The 18050-nt window shown below is 67.3% G+C and carries 17 protein-coding genes and 1 pseudogene; 5 read left to right on the forward strand and 13 right to left on the reverse strand.

Annotation, left to right across the window (positions count from 1 at the left end; all coding sequences use genetic code 11):
- Nucleotides 1–138: 138 nt before the first annotated feature.
- The 5 genes and pseudogenes from IE307_RS47730 to IE307_RS20825 all read left to right on the forward strand — a co-directional run.
- Nucleotides 139–429: pseudogene (locus IE307_RS47730) on the forward strand (STAS domain-containing protein); the annotation flags it as partial.
- A 45-nt stretch (nucleotides 430–474) separates the two neighbouring features.
- Nucleotides 475–1668, forward strand: a complete 1194-nt coding sequence (locus IE307_RS20810) for a glycosyltransferase (protein ID WP_444543461.1) — start codon at nucleotides 475–477, stop codon at nucleotides 1666–1668.
- Between the two features lie 259 nt (nucleotides 1669–1927).
- Complete coding sequence (locus tag IE307_RS20815; RefSeq protein ID WP_191300071.1) at nucleotides 1928–2257, forward strand: ANTAR domain-containing protein; 330 nt, start codon at nucleotides 1928–1930, stop codon at nucleotides 2255–2257.
- A 585-nt stretch (nucleotides 2258–2842) separates the two neighbouring features.
- Nucleotides 2843–3172 (forward strand): hypothetical protein, encoded by a 330-nt coding sequence (locus IE307_RS20820; RefSeq protein ID WP_229904925.1) that lies wholly within the window; start codon nucleotides 2843–2845, stop codon nucleotides 3170–3172.
- 202 nt (nucleotides 3173–3374) lie between these two features.
- Nucleotides 3375–4514 carry a glycosyltransferase gene (locus IE307_RS20825; RefSeq protein ID WP_191300073.1) on the forward strand — a complete coding sequence of 380 codons (1140 nt, stop codon included), beginning with the start codon at nucleotides 3375–3377 and terminating at the stop codon, nucleotides 4512–4514.
- 137 nt (nucleotides 4515–4651) lie between these two features.
- On the opposite strand, the gene IE307_RS20830 is transcribed toward IE307_RS20825, so the two are convergent.
- The 13 genes from IE307_RS20830 to IE307_RS20885 form a co-directional block, all read right to left on the reverse strand.
- Nucleotides 4652–4723: a hypothetical protein gene (locus IE307_RS20830; RefSeq protein WP_373306030.1), complete on the reverse strand. Its 72-nt coding sequence runs from the start codon at nucleotides 4721–4723 to the stop codon at nucleotides 4652–4654.
- A 23-nt stretch (nucleotides 4724–4746) separates the two neighbouring features.
- The gene (locus IE307_RS47305; protein ID WP_268250391.1) at nucleotides 4747–4878 is read right to left on the reverse strand and encodes a hypothetical protein; all 132 of its coding nucleotides are present in this window, start codon (nucleotides 4876–4878) and stop codon (nucleotides 4747–4749) included.
- Nucleotides 4879–4982: 104 nt separating this feature from the next.
- Nucleotides 4983–5129, reverse strand: coding sequence for a hypothetical protein (locus IE307_RS20835; RefSeq protein WP_191300075.1), 147 nt, complete (start codon nucleotides 5127–5129; stop codon nucleotides 4983–4985).
- 688 nt (nucleotides 5130–5817) lie between these two features.
- The gene (locus IE307_RS20840) at nucleotides 5818–7131 is read right to left on the reverse strand and encodes an alpha/beta fold hydrolase (protein ID WP_191300077.1); all 1314 of its coding nucleotides are present in this window, start codon (nucleotides 7129–7131) and stop codon (nucleotides 5818–5820) included.
- An 11-nt stretch (nucleotides 7132–7142) separates the two neighbouring features.
- A complete protein-coding gene (locus IE307_RS20845) occupies nucleotides 7143–7478 on the reverse strand; it encodes an ArsR/SmtB family transcription factor (RefSeq protein WP_191300078.1) in 336 nt (111 codons plus the stop codon).
- 518 nt (nucleotides 7479–7996) lie between these two features.
- Nucleotides 7997–8731: a Crp/Fnr family transcriptional regulator gene (locus IE307_RS20850; protein ID WP_191300080.1), complete on the reverse strand. Its 735-nt coding sequence runs from the start codon at nucleotides 8729–8731 to the stop codon at nucleotides 7997–7999.
- Nucleotides 8732–8768: 37 nt separating this feature from the next.
- Nucleotides 8769–9371 (reverse strand): chemotaxis protein CheB, encoded by a 603-nt coding sequence (locus IE307_RS20855; RefSeq protein WP_191300082.1) that lies wholly within the window; start codon nucleotides 9369–9371, stop codon nucleotides 8769–8771.
- Between the two features lie 348 nt (nucleotides 9372–9719).
- Nucleotides 9720–11963: a GH39 family glycosyl hydrolase gene (locus IE307_RS20860; protein WP_191300084.1), complete on the reverse strand. Its 2244-nt coding sequence runs from the start codon at nucleotides 11961–11963 to the stop codon at nucleotides 9720–9722.
- A 106-nt stretch (nucleotides 11964–12069) separates the two neighbouring features.
- A complete protein-coding gene (locus IE307_RS20865; RefSeq protein ID WP_191300828.1) occupies nucleotides 12070–13440 on the reverse strand; it encodes an FAD-binding oxidoreductase in 1371 nt (456 codons plus the stop codon).
- A 66-nt stretch (nucleotides 13441–13506) separates the two neighbouring features.
- On the reverse strand, nucleotides 13507–14244 hold the full coding sequence (locus IE307_RS20870; protein WP_191300086.1) for a ribonuclease activity regulator RraA: 738 nt from the start codon (nucleotides 14242–14244) through the stop codon (nucleotides 13507–13509).
- Nucleotides 14237–15061: an SDR family NAD(P)-dependent oxidoreductase gene (locus IE307_RS20875; protein ID WP_191300088.1), complete on the reverse strand. Its 825-nt coding sequence runs from the start codon at nucleotides 15059–15061 to the stop codon at nucleotides 14237–14239. Before IE307_RS20875 ends, IE307_RS20870 begins: the two co-directional genes overlap by 8 nt.
- A complete protein-coding gene (locus tag IE307_RS20880; protein ID WP_191300090.1) occupies nucleotides 15058–16218 on the reverse strand; it encodes a mandelate racemase/muconate lactonizing enzyme family protein in 1161 nt (386 codons plus the stop codon). The genes IE307_RS20875 and IE307_RS20880 overlap by 4 nt, the downstream gene beginning before the upstream one ends.
- Nucleotides 16215–18044: an ABC transporter ATP-binding protein gene (locus IE307_RS20885; protein ID WP_229904926.1), complete on the reverse strand. Its 1830-nt coding sequence runs from the start codon at nucleotides 18042–18044 to the stop codon at nucleotides 16215–16217. Before IE307_RS20885 ends, IE307_RS20880 begins: the two co-directional genes overlap by 4 nt.
- Between the last annotated feature and the right edge of the window lie 6 nt (nucleotides 18045–18050).

Below are 18050 nucleotides of genomic sequence, written 5' to 3' on the forward strand. Positions count from 1 at the left end.
TTCCATCACGCCCGATTTCGCGACTTGCAGATGCGTTGTTCAGCGATAAGGTCGAGCTCGGTGAACATCGCCGTGCGTGGGAGTGATCGAGTGAACGACAATGTTCTTGACATGAATGACGAATGGTCGATACGCACGATGGTCCAGGACGGAATCGTGATCGTCTCGGTTGCCGGCGAGATGGACATGAGCACCGCTCCGTTGCTGGCAGCAGCCTTGACAGATCAGGCGAAGAAACGCTTCTACGCAATTGTCCTCGATCTCAGCCAAGTATCCTTCCTCGGGTCGTCCGGCCTCAAGGTTCTTCTCGAGACCCACGAGCGGACAACGATTCGTGGCGTACCACTTCATCTCGTCGTGTCCTTGCCTAGCGTCGCGCGCTCACTTGAGGTCGCTGGATTGTCCAAAACGTTTCCGTTTCACGAGACCTTGTCGGACGCGATCCGAGTCGCCCGCGAGGCAGGCCGAGCGCCGATGCAGATCGCCATCGTCTCCGAGAACGCGAACCCGCTGAACGACGACCACGGGCAGGGCACACACGTCGCTCAACTGTCCGCGGCGTTGTGCGATCTCGGGCATGAAGTGATCGTTTACACCCGCCGAGAGGATCCGGTGACGGCCGATCGAATCTCTGCCGACGACGGGTACCAGGTGGTGCAGGTGCCGGCAGGCCCGGCTCGCAGGCTCCCCGAGAACGAGGTCGTACCCCACCTGGGCGAGTTCGCGAGGTTCCTGGACACGCGGTGGCAGCTGCGTCCGCCAAACGTCGTGCACACGCATCACTGGACCTCCGGGCTGGCGGCCGTGATCGGGGCTCGTCGAGGTCAGTTTCCTGTCGTGCACTCCTACAACGCCTTGGGTGGGCGTAGCACCGAGCAGCGCGTCGACGCTGAGAAACTAGTCGCGCGCAGGGCGTCGTGGGTCGTGGCATCGAGTTCGCAAGAAGCCACAGAGCTGTGGCGACTAGGCGTGCGCCGCGCTCGGGTCTCCGTGGTGCCGTCCGGTGTGGACGTACAGCATTTCCACCCTGACGGCCCAGTCGCTCGCCGAGGTCTGTTGCGGCGCCTCGTAGCTGTCGGTGAGTACGTACGCCACAACGGCTTTGCGGACATCATCACGACCTTGTCCACAATGTACGACGTGGAGCTGGTGATCGCCGGCGAAGACCCGAAATCCAGCGTCGTCGCGGATGAGCTGCGAGAGTTCGCGGACGAGTTGGGTGTGCTGAACCGGGTTGTCTCCGCCGGTGCCGTACCGCGTGCCCACATGCCTGCCCTGCTGCGCTCAGCCGACATCGTGGTGTGCGCACCGTGGTCCGACCCGTTCGGGGTGGTGGCCCTGGAAGCCATGGCGTGCGGTGTTCCGGTCGTCGCGACCGCTGTAGGTGCGCTGGAGGATGTCGTCGTGCACAACGTCACCGGCGTGCACGTCCCGCCGCGTGAGCCGCGTGTGCTCGCCCGGACGCTTCGACAGCTGCTCGCCGACAACCTCATGCGGGAGGAGTTCGGCATCGCCGCGCGTGATCGCGTGTTGGCCCGGCACTCACGTGACCGGCTCGCGAACGAGGCATTGGCGGTGTACGAACGTCTCGGCCAGCCTGCGACCTGGCAAGGTGTTCAGCAGCGCACAGGGGCGGAAAATAGGGGCTGCGGCTCCACACTGGTGTGAGCTCGCCGAGGTGGCGGCGTTCCGAACCGCTTGGAGCGCATCCAGCGGGTTCGCGTGCGGTACATCCGTGTGGTGCAGTGGCGCCGGTTCGGTGATCCGGTCTGATTCACCTGGTGGAGTGAGTAAAGGTCTGTAGTCGTTTGTCGTCTGCACGGTCATCGTGATCTACGGCGTCGCAGCCGCTGCTGGTCCACTACGCAAGTCAGGACAACACGCGAGAGCTGGTGCACCGGCTACAGATGTTGCAAAAATGGACGGTGTGAACTCGCACGACGGGACCGACCCGGACACCGAGCTGCAGACCTTGCGCAACATCGCCGTGCATCGGCCTGTGATCGAACAAGCCAAGGGCATGGTGATGCTGATCTGTTCCTGCGACGACCCAACGGCGTTCACCCTGCTACGGGAGATCTCCCAGCGCACCAACACCAAACTGCATGACGTCTCCGCTGTCGTCGTGGCAATCGGCAGCAACACCACCACGGAGCTGAACGACGAGGTGGTACAGGCTGTGCTGGCTGAGGCACGTGCCGCCGGGCTCAGCGGACTGTTCGCCGACAAAGGGTCAGCAGTGAGCGATCGCCCCTAGGCCGACAGGAAGTCACCGACTCCGATCGGTCGTATCTGCCTGCTCACGTGTTCGGTCCAGTAGTTCTCAACGCGGCGCGGCTTTCGCGTGAGCAATGACGAGCGTACTGAGTCCGAACGACTTCATGAAGGCCACTGCCCGCATGCCGAGAATGAGTGCAGACAGGCGTGCGGTGGAGCTAGAAGTGTCCACTGCAGCGATCGATCGAGGACCCGACTGGAGAAGGACCGGGCCAGGTGTCGTTCAGCGGCGACTCCACCTCCGCCGCCCAGTCGGGGCGAACCTTCGGAGTGATCAGCCGAGACGGCAGCGCACCGATCCGCATCCTCGTTCTATCCGGCCGTGAAGAACGCTAGCGGTGCGGTCACGCCGTAGGTGTGCAGCTGATCGCGCGAAGGAAGCTGCGCGTCGGGACCACATCGATTCTCGCGATCGACGGCCGGATCATGACCCATGGACACTTGCGTCGGTTTTGAATCGATTTTTCGGGGTAGATCCTTCCTGACCTCGTGGCGATGCCATGGTGAGGAGGATCGCATGTCGATAGATGACCGTGCTCCTGTGTTGACGCGTGTTCTCGGTGCGGTGACGGCCGTCTACAGCGCGGCATTGATCATCTCGCCGAAGATCCTGGCAAAACCCGCAGGACTGACCACCGCAGAAGGAGAGGTTTCCCGTCCGGTCGGAACACTTGTCGCCGCGATCGGTGCCCGTGACACCGCGATCGGTGTTGCGATGCTTCTCGCACCACCCGGCCGCTCGTTGCAGGTGGCGGTCGCAGCACGGGTAGCCGCCGATCTGGCTGACGCCATGATCTTCGGTTTCTCGCTCCCCGATCCGTCCGCCCGGCGCAAGGTGGCCGGGTTCGCCACCTGCTGGGGGCTGCTGTGCGCGGCGTCTGGGCTGAGGAGATAGCCGCATCCGGTCCGGGCTCGGAGCCCCACCGCCGACATACATCTCGCGGCAGCCCTCGCCGGTTCACACCACATGGCTGGCCGCTCTCGATGATGGCGGCAGGCTCAGCAAACCCTCAAAGCAACAGGTTTCAGCGAGGTGGGCCACAGATGCTCGACGCTCGCCGGAAGTCACCCAAGTCATCTGCTTGTGGGGAGTTCAGATGAGAATCGCGATGGTGTCCGTGGTGGCGAACCCGCTCACCGAGGGCACAGGACAAGAAGCACACGTCCGGGAGTTGTCGGCTGCCTTGTGCGGGTTGGGGCACGAGGTCACCGTCTACACGCGACGCGCAGCGACCAGGTCCGCTGATCGGTTCCGCACCGACGAGAAGTACGAAGTCGTGCAGGTGCCTGTCGGCCCAGCCAAGCCCATCTCCGACGATGAACTGGTTGCACATCTTGGAGAGTTCGCCAAGTTCCTCGCCGAGGAGTGGCGGCTTTCGTCACCCGATGTCGCGCACTCGCACCATTGGGAATCCGGCCTGGCCGCATTGGTCAGCGCGCATCGAGTTCAGGTGCCGGTGGTGCACTCGCATCATGGGCTCGGGCCGTCGGACAACGAAGAACGCGCCGACGCCGAGCGGCTGCTCGCCCGCAGGGCGTCGTGGACGGTGGCGACGTCCATGCAGGAAGTCACCCAGCTCATGCAACTGGGCGTGCACCGCACGCAGACCACCGTCGTACCACCAGGGGTGAATCTGGAGCTGTTCGAGCCAGAGGGTCCTGTGGCTGCACGGGGAAGTCTCCGGCGCGTAGTTTCGGTGGGCAGGCTCGAGCCTGGCAGCGGGCTCGCCACCGCTGTCGCCGCGTTGTCTGTTGTGGACGGCATCGAGCTGGTGATCGCCGGGGAGAAGACACAAGCCAATCCCGTCGCTCAGCAGTTGCGGAGGCTCGCACGCCAGCTCGGCGTGCTTGATCGGATCGTGTTCGCGGGCGCGGTGCCCCACGCCAAGATGCCCGCTTTGTTGCGGTCGGCTGATGTTGTGGTGTGCACGCCGAGGTCCGACCCGTTCGGGCTCGCCGCGCTTGAAGCGATGGGATGCGGTGTTCCGGTGATCGCAGCGGCAGTCGGTGCGTTGGCCGACGTGATCACGCATAACGTGAGCGGCCTGCACATTCCGACCAACGACGCTCGCGCACTCGCGCGATCTCTACGATCACTACTCACCAACGACACCAAGCGGCAGGAACTCGGTGTCGCAGCGCACGACCGCGTGTCCGCGCGTTACTCGCGAGACAGGTTGGCGAAAGAAGCACTGGCGGTCTACCAACGTGTCGAACCAGAGCACGGTAGCGAATAACCTGTCCCAGCCGTCGTTGTTCGATTGCTGCGTTGACGAAGTTTCCCGTGCCAGAAACCCGGCTGCGGGTCGATGACGTCCGCGGCGGTCAACCTCGAGCGACCGTGTCGAGCAGGTCTTCGCGATCTCACGAGGCTTCACGTTTGTGGCTGTGAGCGCTGCACCAACATTTCGAACGCCTCGTCAGCACTGCAGGTGTGCACAGCCATCAACACCCCTTTTGCCTGATCGATCACGGCGCAGGCTGCGGTCGTGAACAGCGCACAAGCCCTTCATCGAAGAGGTCGAAGGCGGCCGCGGTGCGGCTGTAGATGTTGAGGGAACCCAAATGGGTCGCTTCACCCTTGTCCGTCTCGGGCAGCACGAGTGGCACCGACAGGTGAGCGCGGATGTCGTGCGGCCTCGAACTCCGGCCAGGTCTCACGGTTCTCGCCGACGGCGGCACGAACCGCGATTGGCGCCGTACTGCTACTCATCGACGTCGACGAGAGCATCGTCGGTGGCGGCAGCGGTCCGGGACCGTTCCACGGCGTCGGTCGCTTCGTCAAGCCGTTCCAGGACGTCAGGCCGATCGCCCTTGGTGGCCTGGTCGGCGGGCCGGGTTTCCTCGGTCATGCCGCACTGCCTCTCGCTTCGCCGTGGTGACGGCGCCGGCTGCTCGACGCACTTCCGAATGTCACGGCCAGCGGCGGGGTGGCGGCAAGGTGAACCGGGTCCGATGCGGGCGCTGGATTGCTCAACGACCCCGCACCGGACCCGGCCGGTCCACCAGAGGTGGACTTACCGTGCAGAAGACGCGCGCGCACGGCAGCCCTTCTGTACCCAGGCCCATTCGATCTCAAGCTCCCTTTGCTGTCGAGAAGGAATGGGCACCACTACCGGAAGGTGACGGGGCAACTGATGACGTCATGGCCGACGCATTGAGCACGTGTTGGCAGACCCGAACAGGCCATGTCCCCCGTGCTCTGCGAATCACGTTCGACCCGGCTGAAGGCTTGTTAGCCCGGCCATCTCGGCGCAGACGGTGTCCCGGATACCCGTCTGGGCGTCGACACGCATCGCGCTCAACCGCCAAAACCGCGCTACAGCCGGACGCCGCCGCACCTTCATGAAGCCCTTTCGACCACTCCACCGGCCGGTTTGGCTGAGGACCTTGCTGGGTCCTGACCGATAGGAGCGGGCGGCGAGCACGACCGCCAGAGCTCGATGAGCGCCTTCCATCGCATGGTCCGGGCCCGGCCATGACCGACGATGAGCTGCAGCACTGGCCCGGTCGCGCTGCTGAAAGGGCTTAACAGGTTGGTCAGCCGAGCAGGAAGTTGCGGGCTTGTTCGGCGACGGGCTCGGGGGCAGACCAGAAGGCCCCGTGGTCGTGGTCGGCCAAAGTCAGCACGGTGACGTTCGGCAGGATTTCGGCCAGCGCCTCGGCGCCCGTGCGCATGAACGCCTCGCCGTTGCCGCCCACGGCAACGGCGATCGGCGCGTCGATGGCCCAGCGGTCAGCAGGCAGCGGTGTGCCGTTCTGGAGGCCGCGCCAGATCCGGCCGTCGTAGGCGTAGGTGTGGGCGTAGGCCGCCATCTGCTCCCATGACGGGTCCGCCTTCATCATCGGCAGGTATTCGGCGGGAACACCGACCACCTCGGTCATGAAGTACTCGCTGGCCTCGCTGCGCTTGCCGGCCGCGACCAGAGCTTCGAGATGCTCGACGTAGTCGGCGGGAACCGGCGGCCGGGAGCTGTCGACGATGAACGGAGGCTCGTAGAGGTACAGGCCGCTGACCTTGTTCCCCAGTGCGCTGGCCGCATCGAGTGCGAGCCCGCAACCGCCGGAGCCGCTGGTCAGGGCTGCACGACCACCGAGGACGTCGATCAGTGCCGAGATGTCGTCGATCTCGCGTGCGGGCTCGTAGGGCTGCGGGTCACCGCTGGCGCCACGACCGCGGCGATCGAAGCTGATCACGGTGAAGTCCTCGGCCAACGCCGTGACCAAGCCCGCGACGCTGGTGCGGTCTTCTGCGACGTTGCTGACCACGATGATCGCGGGACCCGATCCGGTCTGTTCGTAGGCGATCGCGGTGCCGTCGGCCGAGGTGAGGGTGGACATGGTGTTTTCCCCTTCAGCAGGATTGTTCTGGGTGTCCAACACGCTGCCGAGCCGGTCGAACGCTTCGGCGTAGCCATCTGCCATCTGCCGCTCGACAGCCCGTTGCAACGCTGCCTCGTTGGGGAAACTTGCCGCGACGTCGACGGTGCAGCCGGTGCCGGCTGCGGCGAAGGTGACCGTGGTGGGGAAGCTGTCCTTGCCCTCGGGCTGCCATGCCTCGTCGGCGAACGCGTCGTCGTAGGCCAGTTCGGCCCGCGCAATGACCACGTTGTAGGTGGCGACACCGCGCACCGCAGCTGCCGAGCCGTCCACCGGCGCGATCTGGAACCGCCAGCGACCGCCGGGTCGCACGTCCATCTCATAAACGGTGGCCGCCCAACCCTGCGGCCCCCACCAGAGACTGATCGCCTCGGGGTCGGTCCACGCCCACCAGGCGCGGTCGACACCGGCCGAATAGGTACGGCTGATGTGGATGGTGTTGCTCGTCCTGTCGATCACGATGCCGTCGGGCACGGCCGACCCCCTCATTGGTTCGACTCGGAAGCACGGTCGTCGTCAAGGAGGGCGCCGAGGCGATCCATCCGTTCCGCCCACAGAGCTGCGAAGCCCTGCACCCAGTCGCTGATCACATGCATCGATTCGGGCTGCAGCCGGTAGATCCTCTGCTGGGCCCGCTTGGTCACCTCGACCACTTCCGCTTCCGCGAGCAACCGCAGGTGCCGGGACACCTGCGGCTGACCCAGTCCGAGCGCGTCGACGATCCCGCCCACCGGCTGTGGCCCGTCCTTCAGCAACTCGACGATCCGGAACCGATTCGGCTCGGACATCGTCGCCAATCGCTCCTGCACAGTGGCGGTCATGAGACGAACATACTCTTCGGTGTATATGCACACAAGTAGATACATCCGGAGAGGGCAAGTTGGATGAGGACACTGACACCGTCCTGGTCCGACCCCTTCATGAGAGACATGACCAGTGCCATGGCGCGGTCGGGCCCCTCGTCCTGTTCCAACGGTCACGCCGGATGGATCTTCGGGTTGAAACCGCCGGCACCCTGATTCCACGGAGCACCACGACGCGGCGTATCGGTCGGAAAGCTCAACTGCGGCAACGGTTTGACAGACGCATGGCGGTCCTTTCCGCGATGGAGGCTGTCGATCTGGTCATCGCCGGAGAGGCCTCGAAGTCCAGCGCTCCCGCTCAGGAGCTACGCGAGCTCGCATGTGATCTGGGGGCCGGGTCGTACTCACTGGTGAGGCGCCCGCCTTGTCGCGCTCCGCCGACATCGAGGTTTGCACGCCCGGTCCAAACGGTGCGGGTTGGTCACTGTGCAGACCATGGCACGCCATACGGTTCTTCGGCCTCATCGCGGTTCGCGTCAGGCCGAGCTGGAGTGCTGTGGAAAGGCAGCATCGGTTGCGTCTCGGATGACTCGGTAACAGCTGCAGGCGTTGGTTTCCAAGCGATCGCGGTCGAGCACCATGATGTTGCCGCGGCTGTAGCGGATGCAGCCGTCTTCGGCCAGGGCGCCGGCGACCTCGCTGACCGACGAGCGGCGCACCGCGAGCATCTGGGCCAGGAACTCCTGAGTGAGAGGGAACTGATCGCTGTGCATGCGATCGGCGGTCATCAGCAGCCAGCGGGCGCAGCGTTGCCTCGTGTGATGGCTGCGGTTGCAGGCGGCGTTGCGGGCGAGCTGAGTGAACATGGACTGGGTGTAGCGCTGCAGCACGGCCTGCAACGGCCCGTCCATGATCGCGATCTCGTGGCGGAAGACGTCGGCGTCCATGCGCAGCGCGAGCCCCTCGACCTGGCAGAGCGCGCGCTCGGTCGGCATGCCCGCGCCGAGGAACACCGGTAGCCCGACCATTCCCTCGTCGCCGACCGTGGCGACCTCGACGCTCGGCCCGTCCAGGTCGGTGACGATGGAGAAGACGCCGAGCAGCGGGAAGTACACCGCCCTGATCGGCTCACCCGGCTGGTAGAGCACCTCGCCGACAGGCATCTCCACGACGGTGAAATCGTCGACCAGCTGATCACGATCCTTGTCGGACAGGGCGGCAAGAACCCGGTTGCGTCGCGGGTCGTGACGACCGGCTGCGCTGCCCGTCATAGCCCTGCTCGCCTTCCTCGACGTCGCGCTGGCTCTGTCAACTGGCCGCCACCGGCGGGATCGCTGTCGCCCACGAAGGTAACGCGACGCGCATCATGTTCGCAGCGCCGGGCGCCATCACCAGGCTGACCACGGCATGAACCAGCACGGGCAAAGGCAGCACGAAATCAACACAGCCGGTGGCGATGGCGGCGTTGGGCATACCAGCGGCCATGGCAGTGGCCGGGTTTTGCGCGAGCACCCGGCCCCCACTGCCTTTGATGTGTCGAACGCCGAGGGCTGCGTCGTCGAGGCGGCCGGTCAGCACCGCGGCCAAGGCACGTGGCCCGAACCTGGCCGCGATCGACATGAACAGCGGGTCAGCCGTCCTGTGGTCGTCCATGGGATGAATTCGCACGCCGTCGGCGGTCAGCGCAGCAGATGTTCGAGCGGGCACGACGTGCACGACTCCCGGAGACAAATCGTCGCCGTCGGCCAGCAGGTGCACCGGCAACGGGGATCGGTAGCGCAGCGCTTCGACAAAGGAGTCCCGGTGGTGCGTGGGCCGGTGCTGGACCAGCACGATCGCCGCGGGGAAGGCGTCCGGGAGCAGCGGCACGAGATCGCGGTATGCGGCGACACCGCCCATCGACGCGGCCATGCACACCACGTCGAAAGCAGCCGTCGTATGACCGGTTCCGCACACATCGCCAGGATAGTGCCCGCCGCCGAGTCGGGTTGGAGGCGACAGCCAAGTCGGGCAGCGTGCAGTTCAGCCTGTTCGTGCCTTCCCCGGCGCTTTTGCAGTGAGAAAGACCTGTACGCGCGGGTACCGTCACGGGTCCCCGCTGAATGTCCCAAAGGGCAAGATCGGGTAGAAGTCCGACCGTGCGTCAACGTCGTCAGACCTCCGTCATCAAGCCACTTTCAGTCGCCCACGACAAGATCGCGCACACAGAAGCGAGCGACTCCGGCACCGGAAGGGGCGAGCCTTCCGGTGCCGGGTATGTCAACTACCGGTGATCGAGCGGTCAGCGACCACGACGGGTGTGTTGCCGATGGGCACCCCGGTGATGGTCAGGGAGTCTCCGTGCCGGGACACGGCGCTCGGCGGAATCCGGTAGACGGTGCCGGTGGTGAGGTCGACCAGACGAGGGTTGCTCATCTTCGTGTCGCGGAAGGTGACCGTGACGGGTTTGGTGGCCCGGTTCTCGTTCGGCACGCGGTCTGGTCGCGCCGCGATGTCGATCTCCTTGCCCGTGCTGTCGTAGCGGGGTTGCTGCGCGGGGTCGCCTCCGAACCACAGCGCGACAGCCTGCTGACCGGAGCCGTTCTTCTCGAACGCCCGCGCGGTGACGGTCCGATCGCCATTGCCCGTGGTGGTGAAGTCGAAGCCCTGAATCGGTGACTTCTTCTTGATGTCGTCGGACGGCTCGAGCCGCGTCACCGGGCGCAGGGTGTTGTCGAACAAGGCAGCCACGTTCTGCACGCCGTAGTAAGACCTCTTGGTGTAGGTCGCCTTGAGGTCCGAGGTGGCTGCGACGAGCCCCTTGGAGTTGATCTGAGGTGCGCTGGTGGGAGTCCAGCGGTACCACAGGTCCACGGTGCCCAGGAGTTCCGTGCTGATGCCCACGCCGAGGTCCCCGATGATCCGGCGCAGGTCGTAGGAGTTCTGGCTGTACTCCGTGAAGGTGTCCTGCCCGAACGCACCGACCGAACCCGCCGTGCTCGGCGCGCCGTTCTCCCCCTGCCGGATCTCGATCGACTGGGAGTACTTGGCGAACACCTGGCGCAACGCGGCCATGGAGTTGTAGAGCGCCGGGTTGTCCGGGTAATTGCTGTACGGGTGGTAGGAAAACCCGTTCACCAAAGCGATCCGGGCGGCCTGCTTGGCCGTGTCGCCGTCCGCTTCGCCGTCGTCCTTGGCTGCCTTGAGAGCTGACATGAACTTGTCGGCGAAGGCCACGTCGAGGCCGTACTCCACGCCGAAGAGCACCGCGTCCGGCTGCTGCTGCCGGACGATCGTGGCCATGAGCTTGTAGTAAGCCGCGTAGTCGGCACCGATGGTCGAGGGCGCATCGGGGTGGTTGGGCTCGTTCCAGATCTCCCAGTGCCGGACGCCATAGCCCGCACCGCGGCCCTGGTAGCGCACACCGCCGGGCTTGTAGCGCTCCACCATTGCCCTGACCCAGTTCGCGTTGACCTCCAGGCCCGCGCCGCTCGGCAGGGGCGCGCCGAGGTTCGCGCCGCCGGCGGGGATCCCCTTCTTGCCGTAGGCCCAGTTGCCGTACGAGACCTGCAGCCACGGCTGGATGCCGGCCTCGAGGAGCGCGTCCACGATCTCGTCGACCGTCGTCCAGTTGTACTTGCCGTCGGCGTTGGCCTCGACGGCGTTCCACTCGGGTTGCACCCTGCAGGTCGTGGTGCCCAGCGCGAGCAACTGGTCGCGGTACTCGGAGAACTTGGCGTACTTGCGGCCCGTGGTCTCGCAGCCCGACAGCAGTCGTGACGACCCGATCTGCTTGGCGGTGCGGGGTGTGACGGTCCCGACGGGGTTCCAGCCGTCGGGCGCTGGTGAGGCGAAGACGCGCACGTCGTCGATCCACGCGGTGCCGACGCTCTCCCTGCTGACCCCGATCCGGAGGTCGGTCAGGGTGCTTGTGCCGACGCGGAACGAGAGGTCGGCGGCGATCTGCTTGCCCTTGAGGAAAACGCTGTACTTCCGGGCGGTGGGTTGCGCCACGATCCGCAGGTCGAGCCACTCGTCGGCCCGGTAGGAGCCCAGTTCCACGCGCTTGGCCCCGTTGTAGGTGTACAGGCGGCCCGCGGCGTCCATCGCCACGGTGGCCGCGTCACCCGCCGGTCCCCTGAGGTGCACTCCGATCACCGACGTCGTCTGGGCGGCGCGCAGCCGCGCGGCGGCGACGAGGGTGGACCTGGTGGTGCCCAAGGATCGGGTGACCACCATCGAGGCGGTCGTCGAGTCGTCGTGCAACCGCAGGCCCCGCTCGAGCTCGGAGACCTGTTGCACGGTGGCGGTTCCACCTTCGGGTGAGGCGGTCCACCCGGTGGGGAACGAGCCCACGTCGCCGGTGAAAGCATCGGTGATGTCGGCGCTGTCGACGGCGGCGGCCGCCGGTAAGACGGACGGCGGTATCGCCGCCGCCAACGCCGCAGCCACGAAGGCGGCGGCCAATCGGCGAGGACGGCGGCGTGAACCGCTGGCCGGAGTGACGTCTGCTGGTATCGACACTGATACCTCCTGGAGTGGGAGTGGGGTGAACGATCGCGCGCCGGAGCCGACGTCGTTCAGCGCGACGCCTGGTTCCGTTGTGCGGGAATAAGGTGAGGACGGCCCGTCAGTGGAAGACGGCTCCGGGGTTGAGCAAGCCGTGCGGGTCTAGCGCCTGCTTGACGGATCGGTGGACGGCCAGGCCGACCTCACCGATCTCGCGGGCGAGCCAGTCGCGTTTGAGTCGCCCGATCCCGTGTTCACCCGTCACCGTGCCGCCGAGCGACAGGCCCAGTGCGAGGATGGAGTCGAACGCCTGGCGAGCCCTGTTCTCCTCGCGGGGACCGGAGAACACGATCGTGGGGTGCATGTTGCCGTCGCCCGCGTGACCGACGACGGCGATCGTCAGCCCGACCTCCGCCGAAATCTCCTCGCAGCCGAGGATCAGTTCGGCGATCCGCGTGCGTGGCACGCACACGTCGTCGACGAGGAGGGCACCGCGCGCTTCCAACGCTGTGAGGACAACTCGGCGTGCTTCGAGCAGCATCGCGCCCTCGGCCTGGTCGTCGGTCGTGTGGGTGAAGAGCGCTCCGTGTTTCTCGCAGAGGCGTTCCACGGCCGCGATGTCATCACCGGCGGTGGGCCCGGCGTCGGACTGGCACAACAGCAAAGCTTTTGTCCCGTCGCCTGCGCCGAGGTCGGTCCGCAGGTAGGACTCGGCCGCCTCGATCGACACGGCGTCCATGATCTCCATGAGCGACGGCACCACACCCGAGCGGACGACCTCGGCGACGGCGAGACCCGCGTCCTGGGCCGAGGCGAACGCGGCGACGAGCGTGGTCGGCGCCGCCGGTCGAGGACGCAGTGCGAGCGTCGCCTCGGTGATGACGCCGAGGGTTCCCTCGCTGCCGACGAAGAGGCTCGTCAGGTCGTACCCCGCGACACCCTTCACGGTGCGCCTGCCTGTGCGCAGCACGGACCCGTCCGCGAGCACGACTTCCAGGCCCAGCACTGAATCCGTGGTGACGCCGTACTTCACACAGCACAGGCCGCCCGCGTTGGTGGCGAGGTTCCCGCCGATGGTGCACCAGTCGTAGCTGGACGGGTCCGGCGGGTAGAACAGGCCGCGATCGGCGACTCGGTCCCGCAGGTCCTTCGTGACCACACCCGGCTGCACCACAGCGATCCGGTCGTCCGGATCGATCTCCAGCACCCGGTCGAGCTTGGTCAGCGACAGCACGACGCAGCCGTCCACGGCGTTGGCGGCACCGGTCAGTCCGCTGCCCGCACCACGCGGCACCACAGGCACACCGTTCTCGGCGCAAGCGCGCACCACGGCTTGCACTCCGGCGGTGTCGATCGGCAGGGCGACGGCCAGGGAGCGCCCTGCCGGCACGAGCGGCATCATGTCGCGCGCATACGAGTCGGTGACGTCGGGATCGGTGAGGACGTTTCCGGAGCCGATCTCCGCGCGCAGTCGATCGAGCAGGCTGTCCATGGGGTTCCTCGGGATCGGGCGGCGAGCGGGCAGGTCGATGAGGAGCACCGCCCGCTCACCGACGGCTCAGGAAGCGGCCGCGGATGGCCGCGTGAACGCCCGGTAAGCCCGCAGGGTGGCCTCGTCGGGCGGGTAGGTGCCGCGCAGCGGGGCGCCGTTGGCGACACGCTGCTGCAGGAACGCCTCGAGGGCCTCTTGCTCCCGCGCCGGGTTCGCGATCGACGCCACGAGGTGACGCGGAATGCAGACCACGCCGTCGGCGTCGCCGAGCAGCACGTCGCCGGGGTAGACGGCGACTCCCGCACAGCCGATCGGCAGCTGCATGTCGACGGCGTGGTGCAGGGCGAGGTTGGTCATCGCCGCCGGGCCCGTGGCGTAGACGGGCATCGGCAGTTCGTCGATGCCCGCGATGTCGCGCAACGTGCCGTCGGTGACGAACCCGGCGGCGTGGCGGGCCGCGAGGCGGGTGAGCAGGATGTGCCCCGCGGAGGCCGCCCGGCCCTCGCCCCGGCAGTCGACCACGAGGATCTGACCGGGGCCGACGGATTCGACGGCCAGGCGCTGGGGGTGGTCGTAGTCGTCGAACACGTCGAGCACGTCGATGTCTTCACGCGCCGGGATGTAGCGGAGCGTGAAAGCCTCGCCCACCATCCGCTTGGCAGGACGGCCGTAGGTGCGCAGTCCGGCCAGGAAGGTGTTGCGCAGCCCCAGCTTGAACAGCTGGGTGGTGACGGTCGCGGTGCCCGCCTCCGCGAGTGCGCCGAGGTCGTCGGGGTCGAGCGGGGTGGTGGAGCTGTCAGTCATGGGGCCGGCTTTCTGCTTCGTGTTCGGATGGCGGCGGGTCGAGGGTCGGGTCCAGACCGGCGGGGCGGGCCTGCGCGGTGAGGCCGCCGTCGGTGGTGATGACCTGACCGGTGATGTAGGCGGCGTCGGGCGAGCACAGGAAAGCGACCACCCCTGCCACGTCGGCGCCGGTCCCGACCCTTCCGAGCGGGACGGGTTCGGCTCGGGCGCGTTGCTGTTCGGGCGATAGCGCGTCGAACCGGTCGTTGGCGATCGGTCCCGGCGCGACGGCGTTGACGCGGATGCCCGCCGATGCGAGGTCCACGGCGATGGCTCTGGTCGCGGCCTCGACCGCGCCCTTGCCCGCGTCGTAGGCGATGGTGCCCAGGTGGGCGCGGGTGGCGCCGATCGAGGAGATGTTCACGACGGCGGAGCCTGGCCGCATGACCTTGGCCGCCGCGGCCGTCGCCAGGAAGACGCCGCGCACGTTGACGGCGAAGCTGCGCTCCCAGTCGGCCGGATCGAGGTCGACGAGGCGAGCGCGCCCGACCATGGGCAGGGCGGCGTTGTTGACCAGGAAGTCCAGCCTGCCGAACGTGGCGAGCACCCGTTCGAAGGCCCTGTCGACCGCTTCGCCGTCCGACACGTCCGCCGGGCAGGCCACCGCCTGCGCCCCGGCGTCACGCAGTGCGCGGGCGGTTGCTTCGGCCTCGTCGGGGTCAGGGCCGTTGACCGCGACGGCGGCGCCCTCCTGCGCCATCCGCAGCGCGATCGCCCGGCCGATGTTCCGCGCACCGCCCGTGACCAGCACGACCTTGCCGGAGAAGCGCTGGGTCACGGTGTCACCTGCTGGCGGTCCACCACGGCGTCGGCGGTGGTGTGCCGCCAGGTCAGCGGACCCGCGCTGGCCGCGAGGAGGTCCGGGTCGAGCTCCATGCCCAGCCCGTGGCCCTCGGGCACGCGCAACCGGCCCTTCTCGTATCGCACCGGTTCGCGCACGACGTCGCGGGTGTAGAGCAGCGGGCCGACCGGGTCGCTGGGCAGCGTCGCGGCCGGCATGGCCATGGCGACGTGGGCCGCGGCGGCGGTGCCGATGGACAGTTCCTGCGTCGTGCCGATCAGGCAGGTCTTCTCCGCAGCCTCGGCGATGGCGAAGATGCGCCGGGCAGGGGTGATGCCGCCGATGGCGATCACACTGACGTTGAACACGTCCACCGCGTCGGCCGCCACGAGATCGAGCGCCCACCGGTTGCTGTAGACGTGCTCGCTGATCGGCACGTGCAGCCGGTCACGTGCGTACACCAGACCACGTATGTCGTGATTCGGCGCGGGCGCCTCGACGAGTCCGTAACCGACGTCGGCGACCCGTTCGGCGAAGGAGCAGGCGGACTTGGCGTCGAGCAGGTTGGAGAAGTCCAGCGACTTGATCGTGAGCCGGTCGCCGAACCGGTCCCGCGCCTCGCGCAGGAACCGCTCGTCCAGTGCGAGGTCGCGGCCCACGTAGACGCGGAAGAACTCGAAGCCCTCGTCCAGCCGGCGGTCGACCATCGTCAGGTTGCGCTCGACGTCGGCTTCGCTCTGCTGCCGGAACACGGGGTAGGCGATCGGCACGGAGTCGCGCACCTGTCCGCCGAGCAGCTGGTACAGCGGCAGGCCGAGCACCTTGGCCGCCAGGTCCCAGACCGCGATGTCCACTCCGCACTTGATCGCGCGACTCTTGTCGTAGATGTAGCCCGCCTGCGGGAAGTTGGCCTCCAGCCTGCGTTCGACCTCCGTGGTCTGCAGCGGGTCCAGGCCGATGAGCAGGTCTTCGAGGGTGGCGGCCAGTTCGGGGATGTCGAAGTGGAACCGCGGCAGGTGCTGCAGGTCCGACATCTCCCCCAGGCCGACCAGGTCGGTGTCGGTGAGCAGTTCGACCATCACGTGCCCGCAGGTGATGCTGTTGTGCCGCGGGGTGTTGACGGTGGTCAACCGGACCCCGGTGATGCGGGTCATGCGGTGCTCCTCTGCGGTGCCGTGGGGTGTCCTGGCGCCATGGCCAGCAGTGAACGGGTGTAGTCGTGCTGCGGGTCCTGGTAGATCTGCTCGGCCGGGCCGGCCTCGACCACCTGGCCGTCGCGCATCACCGCGATGTCGTGCGCGACGGACCTCACGACGGCCAGGTCGTGGGTGATGAACAGGTAGGCCAGCCCGTGCTGTTGCTGGAGGTCGGCCAGCAGGTTGAGCACCTGCGCCTGCACCGATACGTCGAGCGCGCTGACCGCCTCGTCGCACACGATCAGCTTCGGCCGCAGGGCGAGTGCCCGTGCGATGGCGATCCGCTGCCGCTGGCCACCGGAGAACGCTGCCGGGTACCGGTCGAGCGCACCGGCGTCCAGTCCCACTTCACGGAGAAGCCGGACCAGTTCGGCCTCGTCCGTGTCGAGGCCGTGGACCTTCATCGGCTCCGCCAGGAGCTCGCGGACCCGCATCCGGGGATCCAGGCTCGCGTACGGGTTCTGGAACACGACCTGGACGTCACGTTGCAGAGTTCTGAGCTGGTCGCGGTCCGGCTTCGTGACGTCGATGCCGTCGTAGCGGACCGTGCCCCGATCCGGTTTCTCCAAGCGCAACAACATCTTCGTCAGACTGGTCTTGCCCGATCCCGACTCGCCGACCAGCGCCACCGTCCGCCCGCGGATGACCGACAAGCTCACACCGCGGACCGCGTGCACCTGCCCGGTGACCCGGCGCAGCACGCCCCCGCGCACCGGATAGCTCAGCGACACGTCGTCGAACTCCGCCAGGATCTTGACCCCAACCGATGGTCCACTGTGGACCGACACGGCAGGCGGTTCGATGGTGGGGCGCTGTTCGACGAGGAGGCACGCCGCGCTGTGGCCCTGTCCGAGGTCCACCCGCACAGGACGGGTGGTGGAACAGCGGTCGACGGCCACCGGGCAACGCGGCTGGAACGGACATCCCGCCGGACGCTCGCGGGGATTCGGCGGCCGCCCGCCGATGGCGGTGAGCCGCTGCCGCGCGAGCCCGTCCACCCTGGGCGTCGCGGCGAGCAGCGACTGGGTGTAGGGCATGCGCGGATCGCCCAGCACCCCGGCTGCCGCTCCGGTTTCGACGAGGCGCCCTGCGTACATCACCGCGACGCGATCGGCGTGACCCGCGACGACACCGAGGTCATGGGTGATCAGGATCAGCCCCATGTCGAGGTCGGAGCACAGCGATCCCAGCATTCCCATGATCTCGGCCTGCACCGCGACGTCGAGTGCCGTGGTGGGTTCGTCCGCGATCAGCAGCCGGGGCCGTGGGGCGATCGCCAGTGCGATCGCCGCACGCTGCCTCATCCCGCCGGACAGCTCGTGCGCGTACTGCCCGAGCCGGCCTTTCGCATCGGGCATCCGTGCCAGTTCCAGTGCTTCCACCGCTCGGCGCCGGGCATGCTCGCGGGACATCGGCTCGTGGGCGCGCACCGCGTCCGCGATCTGGGTGCCGATGGTGAGCAACGGGTTCAACGCGGCGCTCGGGTCCTGGAACACCATCGCGACGGTGCTGCCCCGGACCTTCTGCCACTGCCGCTCGTCGAGGCCGATGACCTCGGTGCCGTCGACGAGCACGGACCCGGTGGTGGTGCACGTCGGTGACGTGGGGTTGAGGCCGAGCAGGCTGAGTGCGGTGACGGTCTTGCCCGACCCGGACTCCCCCACCACGGCCAGGATCTCCCCTGCGTCGAGGTGGAGGGCCACGCCGTCGACCACCCGCACCGGGTCCTGTCCCGGCCGACCGGCGAACGAGACCGCGAGATCGGTGACGCGCAACAAGCTCATGGATGT

The organism is Lentzea cavernae, assembly GCF_014653695.1.
Lineage (GTDB): Bacteria > Actinomycetota > Actinomycetes > Mycobacteriales > Pseudonocardiaceae > Lentzea > Lentzea cavernae.

Coding starts and splice junctions, on each gene's coding strand:
- IE307_RS20810 (WP_444543461.1), top strand. CDS start 475: ATGCAGATCGCCATCGTCTCCGAGAACGCGAACCCGCTGAACGACGAC.
- IE307_RS20825 (WP_191300073.1), top strand. CDS start 3,375: ATGAGAATCGCGATGGTGTCCGTGGTGGCGAACCCGCTCACCGAGGGC.
- IE307_RS20835 (WP_191300075.1), bottom strand. CDS start 5,129: ATGACCGAGGAAACCCGGCCCGCCGACCAGGCCACCAAGGGCGATCGG.
- IE307_RS20845 (WP_191300078.1), bottom strand. CDS start 7,478: ATGACCGCCACTGTGCAGGAGCGATTGGCGACGATGTCCGAGCCGAAT.
- IE307_RS20850 (WP_191300080.1), bottom strand. CDS start 8,731: ATGACGGGCAGCGCAGCCGGTCGTCACGACCCGCGACGCAACCGGGTT.
- IE307_RS20855 (WP_191300082.1), bottom strand. CDS start 9,371: ATGGCCGCGTCGATGGGCGGTGTCGCCGCATACCGCGATCTCGTGCCG.
- IE307_RS20865 (WP_191300828.1), bottom strand. CDS start 13,440: ATGGACAGCCTGCTCGATCGACTGCGCGCGGAGATCGGCTCCGGAAAC.
- IE307_RS20870 (WP_191300086.1), bottom strand. CDS start 14,244: ATGACTGACAGCTCCACCACCCCGCTCGACCCCGACGACCTCGGCGCA.
- IE307_RS20880 (WP_191300090.1), bottom strand. CDS start 16,218: ATGACCCGCATCACCGGGGTCCGGTTGACCACCGTCAACACCCCGCGG.
- IE307_RS20885 (WP_229904926.1), bottom strand. CDS start 18,044: ATGAGCTTGTTGCGCGTCACCGATCTCGCGGTCTCGTTCGCCGGTCGG.